Here is an 18,871-nt window from a genome sequence, read left to right as displayed (position 1 = left end):
ACGCCATGATCTATGCCAATCCCGGTCAAGCCGGTGCCGTCATCACCTTCGAGAAACGCTACGGCAACTATATCGGCGGCGACTTCGTGCCGCCGGTGAAGGGGCAATACTTCGACAACGTCAGCCCGGTGAACGGCCAGGTGTTCTGCGAGATCCCGCGCTCGAGTGCCGAGGATATCGAGCTGGCCCTGGATGCCGCCCACCAAGCCGCCCCGGCCTGGGGCAGGACCTCCGCCGCCGAGCGCGCTAACCTGCTGCTGAAGATCGCCGATCGCATCGAGCAGAATCTCGAGACGCTGGCCGTGGCCGAGACCTGGGACAACGGCAAGGCGGTGCGCGAGACCCTCAACGCCGATATTCCGCTCGCCGTCGACCACTTCCGCTACTTCGCCGGCTGCATCCGCGCCCAGGAGGGCCGCGCCGCCGATATCGACGCCAACACCGTGGCCTACCACTTCCACGAGCCGCTGGGGGTAGTGGGGCAGATCATCCCCTGGAACTTCCCGCTGCTGATGGCCACCTGGAAGCTGGCCCCGGCGCTGGCCGCCGGCAACTGCGTGGTGATGAAGCCCGCCGAGCAGACCCCGGCCTCGATCCTCGAACTGATGAAGCTGATCGGCGACCTGCTGCCGCCGGGGGTGATCAATATCGTCAATGGCTATGGCGCCGAGGCCGGCCAGGCGCTGGCCACCAGCACGCGGATCGCCAAGATCGCCTTTACCGGCTCCACCCCGGTGGGCGCGCATATCCTCAAGTGCGCCGCCGAGAACATCATCCCCTCCACCGTGGAGCTGGGCGGCAAGTCGCCGAACATCTACTTCGCCGATATCATGAACGCCGAGCCCGAGTTTATCGACAAGGCCGCCGAGGGCCTGGTGCTGGCCTTCTTCAACCAGGGCGAGGTCTGCACCTGTCCCTCCCGGGCGCTGATCCAGGAGTCCATGTACGACGCCTTTATGGCCAAGGTGCTGGAGCGAGTAGCGACCATCAAGCGCGGCAATCCCCTGGACACCGAGGTGCAGGTGGGCGCCCAGGCCTCCCAGGAGCAGTTCGACAAGATCATGTCCTATATGGCGATCGCCCGTCAGGAAGGCGCCGAGTTTCTCACCGGCGGCGACAAGGAGAGCCTCGAGGCGGGCATCGACCAGGGCTACTACATCCAGCCGACCCTGGTGAAGGGCCACAACAAGATGCGCGTCTTCCAGGAGGAGATCTTCGGCCCGGTGGTGGCGGTGACCACCTTCAAGGACGAGGCCGAGGCGCTGGCCATCGCCAACGACACCGAGTTCGGCCTCGGCGCCGGGGTCTGGAGCCGCGATATCAACGTGGCCTTCCGCATGGGCCGCGGCATCCAGGCCGGTCGCGTCTGGACCAACTGCTACCACCAGTACCCGGCTCATGCCGCCTTCGGCGGCTACAAGAAGTCCGGCGTCGGCCGCGAGACCCACAAGGTGGCCCTCGAGCACTACCAGCAGACCAAGAACCTGCTGGTGAGTTACGACATCAACCCGCTGGGGTTCTTCTGATCGGCGAGTCGGTGGGGTAAGTCGTGTGGAAACTTGGGGACGCCATGGGCGTCCCCTTTTTTCCGGCCCCTCGAACAGGCACTCTGTCCCCTGGGGACGCCTCGCCCAAGGGAGCCGCCATGTCCGATAGCCTCGACGACGATCTGCATCACCAGCGCCTGGCGCAGGTGGCGCGGCTGCTGCGGGAGAGCGGGGCCCGCCGGGTGCTCGACCTGGGCTGCGGCACCGGTTGGCTATTGCAGTTGCTGCTCCAGGAGCCCCGGTTCGAGACCCTGGTGGGGCTGGAGCAGTCCGGGGAGCTATTGGCCCAGGCCCAGCTGCGCCTGGCGGCGCGGCCCGAGGCCGGCGGCGGGCGGCTGCGGCTGATCTGCGGCTCCTATGCCGAGGCGCAGCCCGAGCTTGCCGGCTTCGCGGCCGCGGCCATGGTGGAGACCCTGGAGCATATGCCGCCGGGGGCGCTCTCCCTGGTGGAGCGTCGCGTCTTCGCCGAGCTGGCCCCGGCGCGGCTGGTGCTTACCACCCCCAACCACGACTACAACCCCCTCTACGGCCTGGCCCCCGGCGAGTTTCGCGACCCCGACCACCGCTTCGAATGGGGCCGCGAGCGCTTCCGTGCCTGGGCCCAGGGGGTGGCGCGGCGCCACGGCTATCGGTTGCGCCTGGGGGGCATCGGCGAGTGGCACGAGTCGCTCGGCCAGCCCAGCCAGTTGGCCATCTTCGATCGGGCTACCCCTGAGTCTCCGCCTCCTGCAGCAGCAGCCCCAACTGGGCGCCCAGCCTGGAGCGCTTCCGGCCATCCTCGACGCTAGCCCCGGGTCTCGGCCTCCTGCAGCAGCAGCCCCAGTTGGGCGCCCAGCCTGAGGTCCTCCTCGACGCCGAAGTGGCGATAGCGCAGCCGCCCCCGGGCATCGAAGAGCAGGGTGCTGGGGGTCCCCTCCAACTGGTAGGCGCGCATGGTGCGGGGCAGGGGATCGCCCTCGGGCCCGGGGGCGTCGATGCCCACCGGGAAGTCGTAGCCATGCTCGGCGAGAAACACCGCCAGGGCCTCGGGGCCCATCACCGCATGGTGCTCGAAGACCGTATGCAGCCCGACCACGGTCAGCGGCGTGCCGGCCAGCAGCCGGGCCACCCGCTGGGTCTGGGGCAGGCCATGCAGCACGCAGCCGGGGCAGAGCATCTGGAAGGCGTGGAGCAGCACCACCCGACCGCGCAGCTCGGCCAGGCCGAGGGGGCGCTCGCTATTGAGCCATTGTGAGACCTGCCACTCCGGGGGATGATCCATGGGGCGCTCCTCGCTGGCGTTGCCTTGAGGATAGTCCCGGACTGGATAGTCCCGGACTGGATAGCCCCATGGGCGGGGCTCGATCAGGCGTTGGGGGTCAGGCTGACGATCCGGCCCGGGGCGGCATCCAGGGCCTCGCTCAACTGGGCATAGTCGATGGTGACCTCCGCCTCGGCCTTGAGCGTCTCCAGGGTGGCCAGGGCCTCCAGTCGATGGCTCAGGGCCTGCTCCTCCACCTCGGGGGTGGCGAAGGACTGCGCATAGAGGGTGCCATCCTGCCAGGCCGCCTTGAAGGGCTGGTCGATAAGATGCACCGGGGTGTCCACCGGCACCGAACGGAACAGCGCCTCCACGTCTTCCGGGAACATGCGGATACAGCCGCGACTGGCGCGCATGCCGATGCCGTCGGGGCGGTTGGTGCCGTGGATCAGGTAGCCGGGAATCTCCAGCAGGATGGCGTGGCGCCCCAGGGGGTTGTCCGGCCCCGGCGGCACCACGGCGGGAGCCTCCTCGCCCCGGGCGGCGGCCTCCTCGCGCACCGAGGCGGGGGGATACCAGGCCGGGTCTTCCAGCTTCATGGTGGTGCGGGTGGTGCCCAAGGGGGTGTCGAAGCCCTCGCGACCGATGCCGATGGGGTAGGTCTCGACCCGCGGCGTCTCGCCCTCGCCCACCTCGGGATAATAGTAGAGTCGCAGCTCGGCGATATTGATCACGATGCCGTCCCGGGGTGCGTCCGGCAGCAGGTGCTGGGCGGGGATCACCACCTCGGTACCCTCGCCGGGCAGCCACAGGCTGACATCCGGGTTGGCCTGGCGGATCTCCTCGTAGCCCACGGCGTGCTCCCGGGCGATATCCAGCAGGGTCTCCTCCTGGCTCGCCGTCACCGTATAGGGCTCGCCGATCAGGCTGCCCTGGTCCGGTAGCGGGTAGTGGCCTCGGGGCCACTCCTCGGCCTGGGCGACCGGCGCCAGGGTGGTCAGCACCAGGGTCGCCAGGCCCAGCAGGGTGCCGGCGAAGCGGGTGGGACGGGGGCGAGCGTCGAGCATGGGGACTTCCTCAAGGGCCAGGGCTGGGCCCATGATACGCCATCACTCCCCGGCCCGGGAGAGGGCCAGCAGCTGGGCCTCCCGGTGTCGGCGCCGGCGCAGGTCCCAGAGCACGGCGGCCCCCAACAGCAGGAAGCCGCTCAGCTCCAGCCAGGCCAGGTAGCTGACGAAGAGGGCATAGCCTACCAGCAGGGCGCCGAGCAGGCCGAGCAGGGCCGGGGACGCCTGGCGGTGGCGAACCCCCGAGGCCGCCAGCACCCCCAGGGTCGAGAGGGTAAAGGCGGCGATGGCGCCGGCCCAGAGTCCCTCGTTCAGGCTCGGCCGCAGGCCCAGCAGCGGCAACAGGGCGACCAGCGCCAGGGTGCCATAGCAGCTGAGCAGGGCCAGTCCCAGGGAGACGACGCCCATCAGCCCATGTCCGCGCAGGCGTCGCCACAGGCGGCGCGGGTCGAGTCGTCGCCGGGCGCGTTGCCAGGGGCTGGGTGGTGTCTCGGCGCGGCGCATTCGCCACTCCATGCTGCGGGCGCCGAAGCCCTGGGCCACCTCCCGGGTCTGGGGGCTGGGGCTCAGGGCGAAGTAGTCGTGTTCGCCCAGGGGCTCGATGGCCTCGAAGCCCGCCTCCCGGAACAGCGCGACGAGCTCCTCGTCGACGCTGGCCCCCACCACGCACTCCACCCAGAGGCGCGGGTCCTCGTGGCAGTCCACCGAGACCGGGCGACGAATCACCACGTCGGCCAGTTGCAGCCACCCGCCGGGGCGCAGCACCCGGAACATCTCGCGCACCGCCCGGCGCTTGTCCGGGACCAGGTTGAGGGCCCCGTTACTGGTGATGCCGTCGATGCTGGCATCCGCCAGGGGCAACTGCTCCGCCGAGCCGCGGATCACGCTCAGTCGGGAGAGGCCCCGCTCGCGGATCGTGCGCTGCAGCTTGTGGGTCATGGCGGCGGTCAGGTCGAGGGCGAACACCCGCCCCTCGGGCCCCACCCGTTCCCTGGCGATCAGGCTGTCGACGCCGGCCCCGGCGCCGATATCCAGGACCCGGTCGCCGGGGCGGATCACCTCGCCGCGCCAGGGGCAGCCGACGCCGGCGAAGGCATCGAGCGCCGTGCCGGGGAGCCGGTCCAGCCAGGCCGGCGGATAGCCCAGGGCCTCACAGGCGTTACGCCCCACCGGGAAGTGGAAGCCCGCCTCGGGACGCTGGGCGACCTCGGCGTACATCTGCTGTACCGCACCGAGGATCTGCCGGCGGGAGTAGCCTAGGATGGCGACCATGGGGAGTCTCCTTCGCCATCGGAGTTCGCGGTTTCCAGTTCATCCAGCAGGCGCTCCAGGCGTCGCCTGAGGCGCGGCGGCGCCGGGGTGTCCATGGCCTCGCTGAGGCGCGCCCGCAGGCGGCGCTCGAACTCGGCGCGGCCGAAGCAGGCGTGGCAGCGCGCCAAATGGTGTTCGATCACCGCCCGGTCGGGGGCCTCGAGCTCCTGGTCCAGGTAGTCGAAGAGGCGCGCCATCACCTCCTCACAGCTCGGCTCTCTCGGCATCATGGGGCGCCCTCCTCCGGTGTGTCGGTCTCGACCAGGCCACGCTCCCTGGCCTGCAGCCACAGGCGATGCTGCAACTGGCCGCGGGCCCGGCTCAGCCGCGAGCGCACCGTGCCCACCGGGATGCCCAGCAGTTGGGCGGTCTCGGCATAGGTGTGGCCCTCCACCTCCACCAGCACCATCACCAGCCGGAAGTCGTCGGCCAGGCCATCCAGGGCCCGCGCCAGTTCCTCCTTGAGCAGGCCGTTGAAGAAGCGCTCCTCGGTGGTCCCCCACCACAGCAGGAAGGGTTGATGCAGGCGTTCGTAGAGGCAGAAGCTTTCCTGGGCCTCGTCCAGGCTCAGGTCCGCCTGGGGACGACAGCGGCGTCGCCGCCAGTCGCTGATAAAGGTGGTGGTGAGGATATGGAAGAGCCAGCCCTCGAAGCGGCTCGGGTCGCGCAGCTCGTCGAGGCGTATCCACGCCTTGGCGACCGCCTCGGCGACGATATCCTCGGCATCGTCCGGGTGGCGGGTCAGGCGCAGGGCGCGGCCATAGAGGCGATCCATGACCGCCTCCAGCCGCGCCTGGAACCACTGGCGGCGCTGTTGGGGGGAAGTCGCCGGCTGCAAGGTCATGGTGCCTTCTCGCGCGTCCCCGGGGCGGGTGGCCGAGCCGTCCGGGACGGGAGCAATAATGGGGCTGACAAGGGACATGGCGCACCTCTGAGCCTGGGCCAGGCTCGCCGGGGCGGCAAGTCGGGCGCCTCGCCAGGACGCCGGCGGGGGGCGGAGGGTTCCCGAAGCGGGCCCGGGAACCCTTCGTCGTCGAGGCGCGTCCTGGGATCCACGACATGCTCGCCATGTCGTGACTCACAGCCGAAGAGGAGACGCATCATGGCCATCACGACGCCGGCCGCGGTGGATCGAGGCGAACTCGAGTCCCGGGTCAAGGCGATGTATCGCGAGGTCGCCGAGACCCCGGAGGGGGACTTCCACTTCGAGATGGGGCGCGCCCTGGCCGAGCGCCTGGGTTATGCCCCCCAGGCCCTGGACCGCATTCCCGCCGCGGCCATCGACTCCTTCGCCGGGGTCGGCCATTTCCTCGACCTGGCGGCGATCCAGCCCGGCGAGACGATCCTCGACCTGGGCAGCGGCTCCGGCCTGGACAGCCTGCTGGCCGCCCTGGCCACCGGCCCCCGGGGACGCGTGCTGGGGCTCGATATGACCGAGGCCCAGCGCGACAAGGCCTCCCGCCTGGCGCGGCAGGGCGGCTTCGATAACGTCAGCTTTCACGCCGGCTATATCGAGGCGCCGCCCTTCGATGATGCCAGCGTGGAGGTGGTGATCAGCAACGGCGTCATCAATCTGTCGGCGGACAAGCCCAGGGTCTTCGCCGAGGCGGCCCGGGTACTCAAGCCCGGCGGCCGCCTGGCGCTGGCGGATATCGTCACCGAGTCGCCGTTGCCCGACGGCGTGACCTGCAACGCCACCCTATGGGCCGCCTGCATCGGCGGCGCCATGCAGGAAGATGACTACCGGGCGGCCATCGAGGCGGCGGGGTTCGCGATCCGGCGGGTCCGCGAGCATCCCGAGTACCGCTTCCTGACCGATTCCGCCAGGGGCGCCGGCGAGACCTATGGCGTCAAGAGTATCTCGCTGCTGGCCATCAAGGCCTAGCCGCTATCCGAGAGAGGAGACTCCCATGAAAACCATCATCAAGCTGTCGGCACTGACCCTGGGCCTGGCCATCGCCCTGCCCATCACCGCGGCCCTGGCTCAGGACGATGCCCTGCCGGCCGGCTTCGAGGCCGAGCCGGTACTGCGAACGACCACCACCCGCGACGGCGATCCGATCGTCTGGCCCCAGGGAACCGCGGAGATCGTCTCGGTGATCGGTACCATCGAGCCCGGCGGACGCACGCCCCTGCATCAGCATCCGGTGCCCGTCTACGTCTATATCCTCGAGGGCGAGGTCGAACTGCGCACCGAGGGTGGCGACCCCCATGTCTATGGTGCAGGAGAGGCCTATATCGAGGCCCTCAACCGGGATCACCAGCTCTTCAACAGGACGGATAGCGACGCCAAGGTGCTGGTGGTGTTCACGGCAGCGGAAGACCAGCCCACCACGGTGACCTCCCAGTAGGCGGATCAGGCGGTGGCGCTTGGATACGCTAACGGCGGCCCCGAGGGGCCGCCGTTAGCGTCGATGCCATGGCGAGTGGCGTCTAGCCCAGGTCGCCGATGGCGCCGGGCATGGCATGAACATTGGCGCTATCGGAGCGGGACAGGGCCAGGAACTCCAGGTGGCGCTCATACTCCGCCAGCACGTCGCTGATCACCTGGCCACGGGTATGGCCGTTGAGGTCCTGCCCCAGGCCACCCTCGGCCAGATAGACGTCCAGGCGCAGATAATAGTCGTCATCCGCCGGCAGGAAGCTCGGGGCGCGCATGCGGTGGGGGCGAATCTGGTAGACGAAACTCTGCGCCTCGTCGAAGTCCACCTGCAGGGTAAGGCATGGCAGGGGCTCGTCCTCGATCTGCTCCTCGCTGACGCTGGCGCTCTGGCCGCGGCTTTCCAGCTCCTGGGCGAACTGGGTCAGGGCCGGGCGAATGGCGTGCTCGATGGTGGCGGCGGCGCCGGCCCGGTTGGAGGCGTCCAGGGCCCGGTCGAGGCGCTCGCGCCAGTCGCCGCCGGGGGCGGTGCCGGCGATGCGGCGCCGCGCATCGGCCTTGTCGCCCTCCAGGCGCAGGGCCCGGTAGAGGCCCGCCATGATGGCGAAGATCACCACCGAGAAGGGCAGGGCGGTGACCACCACGGCGCTCTGCAGGGCCGCCAGGCCACCGGCCATCAGCAGGGCCACGGTGACCAGGCCGATCACCGCCGACCAGAAGATGCGCAGGCGCACCGGGGCGTCGTGGTTGACGTCGGAGAGAATGGAGGTGAAGTTGGCCAGCACCAGGGCCCCGGAGTCCGCCGAGGTGACGAAGAAGACGATGCCCAGGATGGTCACCACGGCCGCGGTCAGGCCCACCCAGGGGTAGGACTCCAGCAGGGTGTACATGGTGGTCTGGGGGGTGTTGAGGGCCTGCTCGCCGAGTTCCACGGCGCCCTGGGCCACCAGCTCGATGCCGCTGTTACCGAACACCGACATCCACACCATCATAAAGGCCAGCGGGATGCCGAGGGCCCCGGCGACGAACTCGCGGATGGTGCGGCCACGGGAGATGCGCGCCAGGAAGAGGCCGACGAAGGGCGTCCAGGCGATCCACCAGCCCCAGAAGAAGATGGTCCACCACATCTTCCACTCGCCGGCGCCCTCGCCGGCGAAGGCGTAGGTGTCGAAGCTCTTGGCCACGAAGCCGGAGAAGTAGTCGCCGGCGTTGTTCACCAGCTTGTCGAGCAGCTGCAGGGTGTGACCCTGGAAGAGCACGAACAGCAGCAGCGCCAGGGCCAGCAGCATATTGAACTCGGAGAGGCGACGGATGCCTTTCTCCACGCCGCTGACTACCGAGATGGTGGCCATGATCACCACCAGGACGATCAGGATCACCTGCACCGAGAGGCTCTCCGGCACGTCGAACATGTAGTTGAGGCCGTAGTTGAGCTGCATCACCCCGATGCCCAGGCTGGTGGCGATGCCGAACACCGTGGATATCACCGCGGTGATATCCACCGCATGGCCGATGGGGCCATGGATGCGCTTGCCCAGCAGCGGGTAGAGGGCGCTGCGGATCGCCAACGGCAGGCGGTGGCGGTAGCTGAAGTAGGCCAGAGCCATGCCCATCAGCACATAGAGGCCCCAGCCGGAGAGGCCCCAGTGCATAAAGGTCTGCACCACGGCGGCGCGCATCGCCTCCTGGCTCTCCGGGGTCATGTCCGGCGGCGCCAGGTAATGGGCCACCGGCTCGGCGACGCTGAAGAACAGCAGGTCGATGCCGATACCGGCGGCGAACAGCATCGCCGACCAGGAGAGCAGCGAGAATTCCGGACGGGCATGGTCCGGGCCCAGGCGGATGCTGCCGAAGCGCGAGCAGCCGATCAGGATCACGAAGACCAGGTAGGCCACCACCGCCAGCATGTAGTACCAGCCGAAGGTCTGGTTGACCCAGGCCAGGGCGGCGTCGAAGAAGGCGCCGGCCTCTTCGGTGAAGGTCATGGTGAGGACGAGGAAGACCAGGATGCCGGCCACCGAGCCGTGGAAGACGGCGGGGTTGAGCCGGTCTCGTCGCAGGTTGTCTTGATTCATGGGGGACTCCCTGAGTTATTGATATTGTGTCTCGCACCGAGGGGGCCGGGTGCAGGGGTTGGGATCGTCGTTATTTTGATTGAACACGCAATTAAAATAGCGGTGATCTCATCGCCCTGCCTGCCTCTGGGTCGGCCAAGGTCGCAACGGGATACAAGACACGCGATAAGCGTCGCATCGGGGCAAGTGGGGGAGCCGATGGGCTTCCCTGGCGCGGTCGACTAGGCGACCGGTATTCGCTAATGCATAATGGATTTTTATTAATTGCCCGTTCAAATAAAATACGCGCTTCTCGAGGGATCTTCAACCCGAGGCATAGAGAGGGCGGGAGAGGGAGAAACGACGACGCCCGGCAGGGGCCGGGCGTCGTGGGGCGTCGTGGGGCGTCGTGGGGCGTCGTGGGGTGTTGTGGGGTAAGGCAGGGATCAGGCGTCGTGGTGGCGACCGGGGCCCTTGCCGTGATGGCCGCCTCGCTCGGGGTGCAGGGCCTCCTTGAGCTCGTCCAACTGGGCCTCGTCGAGGATCTCGGCGAGGGCGGCGTGGTGAGACTCGCGAAGCTCGCGCATCGCTTCGCGACGGGCCTCCCGGTCGTCGAACTCGCGGTCGCGGAAGTCGGCCAGGTCGCTGGCGATGGTGGCGCGGGTTTCCGTCAGGGCTTCACGCTGAATGTCGGAGAGCTCCCAGCCGTCGATCAGGGCATCCAGGCGCTCCTGCATGGCGGCACGGCGCTGCTCGCGATGTTCCTGACGGGCCTCGGCCAGGGCCTGACGCGGCTCCTCGCTAAGCAGCGCCTCCAGCTCGGCGCGGTGTTCGGCATGCAGCTCGCGCAGCGCCGTGTGGTGAGCCCGACGGGCCTCGTCGATGGCGGCGCGGGTCTCGGCGTCCAGGTCGAGGCGTTCGAGCAGTACCTCGTGGCGGGGGCCGGCGTCATGATGGCCAGCGTGGTGGCCGCCGCGCTGGCCATCGGCCAGGGCCGTCAGCGACAGGGGGGCGATGGCCAGGGTCAGCAGGGCGGGCATCAGCAACTTGCGGGTGATCGGCATCGAACGTCTCCTTTGCGGTGTGTCGATGCCTCCAGTGTCGTCGCCGCTTGTGCAGGGAGGGTGCAAGCTTCGGGGAAGCGGCGACCTTATTTCACCGCTTGCCGATATGCCGGCTCATTCTTCCGGCTGGTATTTATAGCCGACGCCATAGACCGAGCGGATAATCTCGCGCTCGGGCCAGACCTCGGCGATCTTCTTGCGCAGCTTCTTGATATGACTGTCCACGGTGCGTTCCGAGACCACCCGGTGATCCCGGTACATATGATCCATCAGCTGATCCCGGGAGAAGATGCGCCCCGGGGCCTGCATCATCACCTTGAGCAGCTGGAACTCCACCGCGGTCAGTTCCAGGTCGTGGCCATCGGCCAGGGCCCGCCAGCCCTCGTCGTCGAGGCTCAGGCCGTTATCCGCCGGCGGGGCATCCTGGGCGCGGCTGCGGCGCAGCACCGCCTTGATCCGCGCCACGACCTCCCGGGGGCTGAAGGGCTTGCAGATATAGTCGTCGGCGCCCAGCTCCAGGCCCAGCAGGCGATCCACCTCCTCGACCCGGGCGGTGAGCATGATCACCGGAAGCCCCGGCCAGCGGGCGCGGATCTCCCGGCACAGGGTCAGGCCGTCGGTGCCGGGCAGCATCAGGTCGAGCAGCACCAGGCTCGGGGCCTGCTCGCCGAGCCAGGGGATCACCGCGTCGCCATGGGCGAGGTGGTGCCAGGCGAAACCGTTGCCCGCCAGGTAGTCGCCCACCAGTTGGGCGATCTTGGGTTCGTCTTCCACCACCAGGATGGTGTCGTTTGGGCGCATGGCGTCTTCTCCGTCAGACATGGCTTATCGGGTCTCCTCCGTCAGGCGCGGGAAGTCGAGGGTCCAGCATAACCCGCCCAGCGGTGACGCGGAGGCGTGCATGCGCCCGCCATGAGTGGTGACCAGGGCCTTGGCGATGGCCAGTCCCAGGCCGCTGCCACCGCTGGCGCGGTTGCGGGAGCCCTCGACCCGGTAGAGGCGCTCGGTGAGCCGCGTCAGGGCCGCCTCGGGGACGCCGGGGGCGCTGTCTTCCCAGGTCACCCGCACCCGCTCGGCGTCCTGGGTCAGGCCCACCCGCAGTCGGCCCGGGGCCTCGGTGTAGGCGCAGCTGTTGTCGAGCAGGTTGGTCCACAGCTGGCGCAGGCGCTGCATATCGCCGCGAATCGGCGCCGGGCCCTGGATATGGGTCTCCAGGGCCAGGCCGCGATCGTCCAGCCAGCCCTGGGCCTCCTCCAGTCGGCCGGCCAGGCAGTCACTCAGGTCCAAGGGGGCCAGGGAGGCCTCCAGGGCGCCGGCATCGCTCTGGGCGAGCAGGCGCAGGTCGGCCACCAGGCGCTCCAGTTGTGCCACCTCCTGGGCCAGGGAGTGCAGGCTGGTCTCGTTCAGGGGGCGAATACCGTCCAGCATCGCCTCGATCTCGCCATGCAGCACCGCCAGGGGGGTACGCAGCTCGTGGGCGATATCCGAGACCCAGCGGCTGCGGGCCTGGCGGTTGGCCTCCAGGGTTGCCGCCAGCACATTGAAGTCGTGGGCCAGGCGGGCCAGCTCATCGTGGCCGCGTTCGGCCAGGCGCATGCTGTAGTCACCCTCGGTGAGGCGCCGGGTGGCCAGGGCCATGCCGCCGGTGCGGCGCCCCAGCCACCAGGAGAGGCCGCCGGCCAGCAGCAGCGAGGCGACCACCAGGGAGGCGACGATGATGCCCAGGTTGCGCTGCTGGCGCTCCAGGAACACATGGTCCATGCGCGCCATCAACGACTCGGGGCGCCGGTAGCCCAGGGAGCCGACCTTCTCGCCGTCGCTCTCGATGGGCAGCCAGACCAGTTCCGGCGCCTCCTCCTCGTCCGGATGCTGCTGGAGGCCGATCACCGGCAGGCCCTGGGCGTCGTTGAGCACGAAGTCCCGGGCGTTGCCCAGGTCCCGCTCCAGGCGCCGTTCCAGGCCGCGGGGCTCGTCGCGGCCGGCCATCAGTTGCTGGCGCACCAGGCGATACCAGGCCCAGTGGGTCTCGCGCAGCCATTGCCAGTCGCCGCGGCGCTGCCACTCTTCCCCCAGGGACTCGGCGAGCTGGCGGGCACGGTTGGCCTGGGTGGTCTCCAGGTAGTCGATAAAGCCCTGGTCGAGGCTGCGGGAGACACCCACGAAGAGCAGCGCCGAGGTGGCCACATTGACCACCAGGATCACGGCGAAGAGCTTGAAACCGAGGCGCGATAGCAGATAGCGGGGCAGCCGCATCGAGGCGTCTCCAGGGGCGGGAGGACGAACCAGTATGCCATCCGGGGGTGCATACTTTGGTCAGCCATTATGCAGGGAATTTGCAAGCCCTTCAGGGACAGCTATCGCCGAGCCATAGCTCGGTGGCGAGGGTCTGCGAGCGGGGCTCGTCGAGGCCGAGGATCATGCGCGCCGCGATGCGCCCCTTCTCGACGCTGTCCTGGCGCACCGTGGTCAATCGCGGTGCCCGGTACTGGCCCTCGGCGATGCCGTCGAAGCCGGTGATGCGCAGGTCCTCGGGCACCCGTAGCCCACGCCTCTCGGCCAGGGTCAGGGCGGTCAGGGCGATGCGGTCGGACATGCACAGCAGCAGGTCGGGGCGCTCGTCATCGGGCAGGTCGAGGAGCGCTGCGATCACCGGGGCGCATACCTCATAGGTGTTCTCCTCGACGTTCCACATGGGCACCGCGGCGGTGTCATGGCCCGCCTCGTCGAGGGCACGATAGAAGCCCGAGAGCCGCGAGCGGGTGATGGTCTGGTCGGCACTGAGCAGCCGCCGGCCGGGAGCGATGGGGCCGTTGCAGGGTTCGGCGGTGAGGCGCAGGTTGATAATGCCCGGCCGGCGCGTCGTGCGACTCAGGGCATGACGGGCGATAGCGTAGCAGGCCGGCTCGTCGTCCACATGGATCGAGGGGCGACCCTCCACATCGAAGTCTACCGCCACCAGGGGCGACTGGGGCGGCAGGGGCTCCAGCAGGTCCTGGCTGGGCATCAGGCCATAGACGATATAACCATCCGCCATGCTGGCGCCACCGGGCAGCTGGTTCTGCATCTGCCGGGCGGAGAGCAGCAGCAGAGTATGGCCATGGGCGTCCAGGACCTCGGCGATGCCCGAGAGCAGCTCGCTGGCTACCGCATCATTGATGCTGTAGGTCAGGCTCTCGGCAAGTACCACGGCGATGATCCGAGTGCGGCCGGTGCGCAGGCTGCGGGCCTTGGCATCCGGGCCGCGATACCCCAGTCGCCGGGCCTCGCCGAGGATGCGCTCGCGCAGGTTGGGCGACAGCTGGTCGGGGCGATTGAAGGCGTTGGACACGGTGGCGGTGGAGACGCCGAGCTCGCGGGCCAGGTCCTTGAGGGTGATGCGGCGGGAGGGGGGCACGGAATACGGCTCCATTGAGCTGTAACGATTTAGTTAGCAGCCTAGCATAGCGCGTCGGGCCCTGGGCCGCCAGTGCGGTCGGCGTCGAGGCAGTCGCCGACCGCGGGTGGCTCAGGCGATGGTCAGCCAGGTGGCCTGGCCGGGGGCGAGGTCGAGCTCGCGTCCCTCCAGTTGGGGCGCGGCCATGCCGGGCAGGGCCAGGCTCGACCAGCCGCTGGCGCCGGGTACCAGGGCGTCGAGGCGCACCCGCGCCATCGTGGCCCCCTGCCGGCCGAGATGGGCCAGGCACAGCAGGCGCTGGTCGCCGTCATGGCGCAGCACGGCGAAGACATCGCCGGGCAGGTCGGCGGGATCGATTAGGGTCTGCTCGCCCCGGCGCAGCACCTCACTGTCACCGCGCAGCCGCAGCAGCCGGCGGACCCGATTCAGCAGGCTGTCGGGAGCGGCCTCCTGGTGCGCCACGGCCAGCGGCCGATGGCGCGCGTAGACCGGCAGCCAGGGGGCGACGCCCTCGGCACAGAAGCCCCCATTGACGCTGTCGTCCCAGGCCATCGGCGTGCGGCAGCCGTCGCGGCCCTTGACCTCGGGCCAGAGGTTGATGCCGAAGGGATCCTGGAGATCCTCGTAGGCCAGCTCGGCCTCGGGCAGGCCGAGCTCCTCGCCCTGGTAGAGGCACAGGCTGCCGCGCAGCGAGCAGAGCACGGTCAGCGCCAGCAGGGCCCGCGCCTCGCCCCAACTGGTGGCACTCCGGACCACGTCGTGATTGGACAGCGCCCAGCAGGGCCAGGTGTCGTCGCCCAACTCACGGAAGCGCGCCAGGACCTCGTGAAGTGCGCCGGCGTCGCCGGTGCTGTCCAGCAGGTCGAAGGTGTAGGCCATATGCAGGCGGCTGTCGCCGGCGGTATAGGCGGCCATGGTCGGCAACTGGTCGTTGCCGGCGATCTCGCCCACGCTGGTGGCGCCGGGATACTCGTCGAGCAGGGCGCGGATGCGCTCCAGGTAGGCGAGGTTCTCGGGCTGCTCGATATTGTGGCGCTGGAACTGGTAGCTCTGGGGGTTGCCGGGCTGGACCCGTTCGCGGGGCATCGGCGGGTTGTCGGTCAGCGCCGGGTCGTGGAAGAAGTAGTTGACCACGTCGAAGCGGAAGCCGTCGACGCCGAGCTCCAGCCAGAAGCGCAGGTTGTCGAGATGGGCCTCGCGTACCTCGGGGTGATGGAAGTTGAGGTCCGGCTGGCTGGGCAGGAAGTTGTGCAGGTAGTACTGGCGGCGCCGCGCGTCGAAGGTCCAGGCACGCCCGCTGAAGGCCGCCATCCAGTTGTTGGGCGGCGTGCCGTCGGGCCTGGGGTCGGCCCAGACGTACCAGTCGGCCTTGGGATTGGTGCGATCCCGGCGGCTCTCCTGGAACCATTCATGCTGGTCGGAGCTGTGTGAGAGCACCTGGTCGATGATCACCCGCAGGCCCAGGGCATGGGCGCGCTCGATCAGCGCGCGGAAGTCGTCGAGGGTACCGAACATGGGGTCGACGTCGCAGTAGTCGGCGACGTCATAGCCGAAGTCGTCCATCGGCGAGGTGAAGAAAGGCGACAACCAGATGGCGTCGACGCCGAGGCTCGCCACATGGTCGAGCTTTTCGGTGATGCCCTTGAGGTCGCCGATGCCGTCGCCGTTGGCATCCAGGAAGCTGCGTGGGTAGATCTGGTAGAGGGTGGCGCCGCGCCACCAGTCGTGGCGGTCGTGCGGGCGTTGCTGGGACAGGGTCATGGAAGCCTCGAAGTCTGGGGGGAGGGGCCGGTGGCCCTCCCCGGATCCTGGGTGAGAGGAAAGCCGGCTTACCAGCGGCGGCTGAGACGGCGCAGCTCGCCCTGGAGCTGCTGCACCGCGGCGGCGCCGTCCTGATTGCCGGAGAGCACCTCGTGCACGCGGTTGAAGAAGGCGTTGGAGACCCGCGGGTAGTCGGTCGCGGTGACCGTGGCGGGGCGCGGCACGCCGTTGGTGAGGGTCGCGTAGAAGTCGCTCATGGAGGGGTTGCTGGCCAGCACCTCCTCGTCCTGGTAGAGCGCCTCGATGGTGGGGTTCATGCCCATCTGGATGGCATGGGCCTTCTGTTGCGCCTCGGAGGTGATGAAGGCGACCAGGTCGGCGGCGATCTCCGGGTGCTCGGAGTAACGCGACACGGCCCAGTTCCAGCCACCCAGGGTGGCCGCCGGCTCGCCCTCGGGGCCGTGGGGCAGCGGGGCCATGCCGACCTTGCCGGCCACCGCGCTGCCCTCGCCGCTGGCCAGCGACCAGACATAGGGCCAGTTGCGCAGGAAGAGCGCATTGCCGGACTGGAAGATGCCCCGGGTCTCCTCCTCGGTGTGGTTGAGCGCCCCCTCCGGGGTGATGGTGCCGATCCAGGAGGCGGCCAGGTCCAGGGCCTCGGCGGCCCGCGCGTTGTCGATGGTGACGTTGCCCTCGGCATCGACGATGGTGCCGCCGCCGTGGCTCACCACCCACTCCAGGGCGTTGCAGGTCAGCCCCTCGTAGGCGCGCCCCTGGAAGGTGTAGCCCCAGAAGTCGTCATTGCCCGCCTCGCGTTCGGCGGCCTGGACCGCCTGGGCGATCTCGGTCAGCTCCTGCCAGGTCTCGGGGACCTCGAAGCCATGCTTCTCCAGCAGGTCCTGGCGGTAGTAGAGCAGGCCGGCGTCGGTGAACCAGGGCATGGCCACCAGCCTGCCGTCGACGGTGTTGTTTTCCACCAGGGCCGGGAAGAAACCCGCGGTGGCGTCCTCCGGCAGGTGTTCGGAGAGGTCCACCAGGTGGTCGGCGAGCAGGCCCGGCCAGACGATGTCGACCATGATCACGTCGATATCGCTGGACTGGCTGCCCAGTAGCTGCTGGTAGAGCGACAGCTTCTCGGTGGTGTCGTTGGGGGTGGAGACGATGTTGACCTCGTGGCCGGTCTCCTCGGCCCACTGGCGGGCGGCGATCGGGCAATAGTCGGCGGCGTCGCCGGCGCCGCAGGCGATGGAGATCTCCTCCGCCAGGGCAGGCTGGGCGGCCAGGGCCGAGCCGCCGAGCAGCAGGCCGCCGAGCAGGCGGCGTACCGGAGCGATGCGAGAAATGGCAGTCATGGGCAATGAGCCTCGTGTTGTGGTTGTTGGGTAGGCGCTATCGGTCAGGGTGACCAGGGGCCGGCGGCGGCGGGGACGCCGGCGATGGCGATGCCGTAGGCGGGCAGCTCGAGTCTCCCCGCCGCCCAGTGGCCGTTGACCAGGAGCGGGGCTTCCTCCAGCGCCCTGGCCTCGGGCGGGGCGCTCAGGCTGCGGGGTTCGCCGGCGAAGTTCAGCGCCACCAGCCGCCGTTCGTCGCCGTGATGGCGCTCGAAGCAGAGCACCTCGTCACGCAGCGGGTGGTAGCTGATCTCGCCCTTGACCAGGGCCGGCTGGGTGCGGCGGAAGGCCAGCAAGGCGCGAGTGGCGTTGAGCAGCGAGTCGGGATCGCGCTCCTGGCGGTCGACGGCGAGGTCCCGGTGCTCGTCGGGCACCGGCAGCCAGGGGGCGGTGCTCGAGAAGCCGGCATGCGCTTCGCCTCCGTGCCAGGGCATGGGAGTACGGCAGCCGTCGCGGCCCTTGTAGCTGGGCCAGAAGGTGATGCCGGCGGGGTCGACCAGCTGCTCGAAGGCGAGCTCCGCCTCGGTGAGGCCCAGCTCCTCGCCCTGATAGAGGCAGACGCTGCCGCGCTGGGTGAGCAGGAAGGCCAGATAGAGACGCAGCCTGGCCATATCGCCGGCGGCGTTCCAGCGCGTGGCGACACGGGTGATATCGTGGTTGCCCACCGCCCAGCAGGGCCAGCCGTCTTTGATGCGCGCCTCCATCTCGGTCAGGGGGGCCAGCAGGTCCTCCGGCGCGGCACGGTCGGTAAGCAGGTTGAAGGAGTAGCACATGTGCAGGCGTTTGCCGCCCTGGGTGTACTCCGCCATCACCCCGAGCGAGTCGTCGTCGCCCACCTCGCCGATGGTGGTGGTGCCCGGGTACTCGTCGAGCAGGGCGCGCAGCCGTTCCAGGAAGGCCAGGTTCTCCGGCTGGGTCTTGTCGTGAAGGTGGCGCTGGAAGGCGTAGGGGTTGTCGGGACGCACGCCGATAAAGCCCTCGACGATCTCCTCCCGGGGCGGGTTGTCCTTGAGCTCGCCGTGGGTGCAGAAGTTGACCGCATCGAGGCGGAAGCCATCGACCCCGCGCTCCAGCCAGAAGCGCACCTCGCCGAGGATCGCCTCGACCACCTCGGGGTTGCGGAAATTGAGATCCGGCTGGCTGGCCAGGAAGTTGTGCAGGTAGTACTGGCAGCGCCGGGTGTCCCACTGCCAGGCGCTGCCGCCGAAGATCGCCTGCCAGTTGGTGGGCGGCGCACCGTCGGGTCGGGCATCGGCCCAGACGTACCAGTCGGCGCGGGCGTTGTCGCGGCTCGACCGGCTCTCCTGGAACCAAGGGTGCCGGTCCGAGGAGTGGGAAAGCACCTGGTCGATGGTCACCCTGAGGCCGCGGGCATGGGCCGCTTCCACCAGGCGGTCGAAGTCGTCCAGGGTGCCGAAGATCGGGTCGACGCCGCGGTAGTCGCTGACGTCGTAGCCGAAGTCCTTCATCGGCGAGGTGAAGAAGGGCGACAGCCAGATGGCGTCGACGTTGAGCGAGGCGATGTAGTCGAGCCGCTCGATCACGCCCTGGAGGTCGCCGATACCGTCGCCGCGGCTGTCCTGGAAGCTGCGCGGGTAGACCTGGTAGATCACCGCGCCGCGCCACCAGTCCGGATCGCCGGCCAGCTGTCGTGCCGTCATG

17 protein-coding genes are annotated in these 18,871 nt (G+C 69.1%); 4 read left to right on the top strand and 13 right to left on the bottom strand.

What is annotated here, in order from left to right:
* Positions 1-5 precede the first annotated feature (5 nt).
* Together exaC and ACZ5EF_RS15485 are read left to right on the top strand one after the other, a co-directional pair.
* Positions 6-1,526: an acetaldehyde dehydrogenase ExaC gene (gene exaC, locus ACZ5EF_RS15490; protein WP_346061717.1), complete on the top strand. Its 1,521-nt coding sequence runs from the start codon at positions 6-8 to the stop codon at positions 1,524-1,526.
* A gap of 119 nt (positions 1,527-1,645) precedes the next feature.
* Entirely contained in the window at positions 1,646-2,335 is a 690-nt protein-coding gene (locus tag ACZ5EF_RS15485; RefSeq protein WP_346061718.1) for a methyltransferase domain-containing protein, read from the top strand.
* Here ACZ5EF_RS15485 and ACZ5EF_RS15480 read toward each other — a convergent pair.
* From ACZ5EF_RS15480 to ACZ5EF_RS15460, 5 genes are all read right to left on the bottom strand, one after another.
* A complete protein-coding gene (locus ACZ5EF_RS15480; protein ID WP_346061719.1) occupies positions 2,332-2,808 on the bottom strand; it encodes a TlpA disulfide reductase family protein in 477 nt (158 codons plus the stop codon). The genes ACZ5EF_RS15485 and ACZ5EF_RS15480 overlap by 4 nt on opposite strands.
* Before the next feature lie 83 nt (positions 2,809-2,891).
* The gene (locus ACZ5EF_RS15475) at positions 2,892-3,854 is read right to left on the bottom strand and encodes a L,D-transpeptidase family protein (RefSeq protein ID WP_346061720.1); all 963 of its coding nucleotides are present in this window, start codon (positions 3,852-3,854) and stop codon (positions 2,892-2,894) included.
* Between the two features lie 42 nt (positions 3,855-3,896).
* The gene (locus ACZ5EF_RS15470) at positions 3,897-5,126 is read right to left on the bottom strand and encodes a MerC family mercury resistance protein (RefSeq protein ID WP_346061721.1); all 1,230 of its coding nucleotides are present in this window, start codon (positions 5,124-5,126) and stop codon (positions 3,897-3,899) included.
* Positions 5,111-5,395, bottom strand: a complete 285-nt coding sequence (locus ACZ5EF_RS15465) for an anti-sigma factor family protein (protein ID WP_346061722.1) — start codon at positions 5,393-5,395, stop codon at positions 5,111-5,113. Before ACZ5EF_RS15465 ends, ACZ5EF_RS15470 begins: the two co-directional genes overlap by 16 nt.
* A complete protein-coding gene (locus tag ACZ5EF_RS15460; RefSeq protein ID WP_346061723.1) occupies positions 5,392-6,009 on the bottom strand; it encodes a sigma-70 family RNA polymerase sigma factor in 618 nt (205 codons plus the stop codon). Before ACZ5EF_RS15460 ends, ACZ5EF_RS15465 begins: the two co-directional genes overlap by 4 nt.
* 258 nt (positions 6,010-6,267) lie before the next feature.
* Between ACZ5EF_RS15460 and ACZ5EF_RS15455 the strand changes: the two genes are divergently transcribed.
* Positions 6,268-7,050 carry a methyltransferase domain-containing protein gene (locus ACZ5EF_RS15455; RefSeq protein ID WP_346061724.1) on the top strand — a complete coding sequence of 261 codons (783 nt, stop codon included), beginning with the start codon at positions 6,268-6,270 and terminating at the stop codon, positions 7,048-7,050.
* A gap of 25 nt (positions 7,051-7,075) precedes the next feature.
* The gene (locus ACZ5EF_RS15450; RefSeq protein WP_346061725.1) at positions 7,076-7,516 is read left to right on the top strand and encodes a cupin domain-containing protein; all 441 of its coding nucleotides are present in this window, start codon (positions 7,076-7,078) and stop codon (positions 7,514-7,516) included.
* Between the two features lie 82 nt (positions 7,517-7,598).
* On the opposite strand, the gene betT is transcribed toward ACZ5EF_RS15450, so the two are convergent.
* The 8 genes from betT to ACZ5EF_RS15410 form a co-directional block, all read right to left on the bottom strand.
* Complete coding sequence (gene betT / locus ACZ5EF_RS15445) at positions 7,599-9,620, bottom strand: choline BCCT transporter BetT (protein ID WP_346061726.1); 2,022 nt, start codon at positions 9,618-9,620, stop codon at positions 7,599-7,601.
* Positions 9,621-10,045: 425 nt separating this feature from the next.
* The gene (locus ACZ5EF_RS15440) at positions 10,046-10,663 is read right to left on the bottom strand and encodes a periplasmic heavy metal sensor (protein ID WP_346061727.1); all 618 of its coding nucleotides are present in this window, start codon (positions 10,661-10,663) and stop codon (positions 10,046-10,048) included.
* Between the two features lie 114 nt (positions 10,664-10,777).
* On the bottom strand, positions 10,778-11,485 hold the full coding sequence (locus tag ACZ5EF_RS15435; RefSeq protein ID WP_346061728.1) for a response regulator: 708 nt from the start codon (positions 11,483-11,485) through the stop codon (positions 10,778-10,780).
* A 3-nt stretch (positions 11,486-11,488) separates the two neighbouring features.
* Positions 11,489-12,916, bottom strand: a complete 1,428-nt coding sequence (locus tag ACZ5EF_RS15430; protein WP_346061729.1) for an ATP-binding protein — start codon at positions 12,914-12,916, stop codon at positions 11,489-11,491.
* 91 nt (positions 12,917-13,007) lie between these two features.
* The gene (locus ACZ5EF_RS15425) at positions 13,008-14,057 is read right to left on the bottom strand and encodes a substrate-binding domain-containing protein (protein ID WP_346061730.1); all 1,050 of its coding nucleotides are present in this window, start codon (positions 14,055-14,057) and stop codon (positions 13,008-13,010) included.
* Positions 14,058-14,168: 111 nt separating this feature from the next.
* Positions 14,169-15,818 (bottom strand): alpha-amylase family glycosyl hydrolase, encoded by a 1,650-nt coding sequence (locus ACZ5EF_RS15420; protein ID WP_346061731.1) that lies wholly within the window; start codon positions 15,816-15,818, stop codon positions 14,169-14,171.
* Between the two features lie 68 nt (positions 15,819-15,886).
* Positions 15,887-17,170 carry an ABC transporter substrate-binding protein gene (locus ACZ5EF_RS15415; protein ID WP_346061732.1) on the bottom strand — a complete coding sequence of 428 codons (1,284 nt, stop codon included), beginning with the start codon at positions 17,168-17,170 and terminating at the stop codon, positions 15,887-15,889.
* A gap of 44 nt (positions 17,171-17,214) precedes the next feature.
* Positions 17,215-18,870 carry an alpha-glucosidase gene (locus ACZ5EF_RS15410; RefSeq protein WP_346061733.1) on the bottom strand — a complete coding sequence of 552 codons (1,656 nt, stop codon included), beginning with the start codon at positions 18,868-18,870 and terminating at the stop codon, positions 17,215-17,217.
* Position 18,871 lies beyond the last annotated feature (1 nt).

This window comes from Bisbaumannia salifodinae, assembly GCF_055388505.1.
This window is presented reverse-complemented; position numbering and strand designations above follow the sequence as displayed.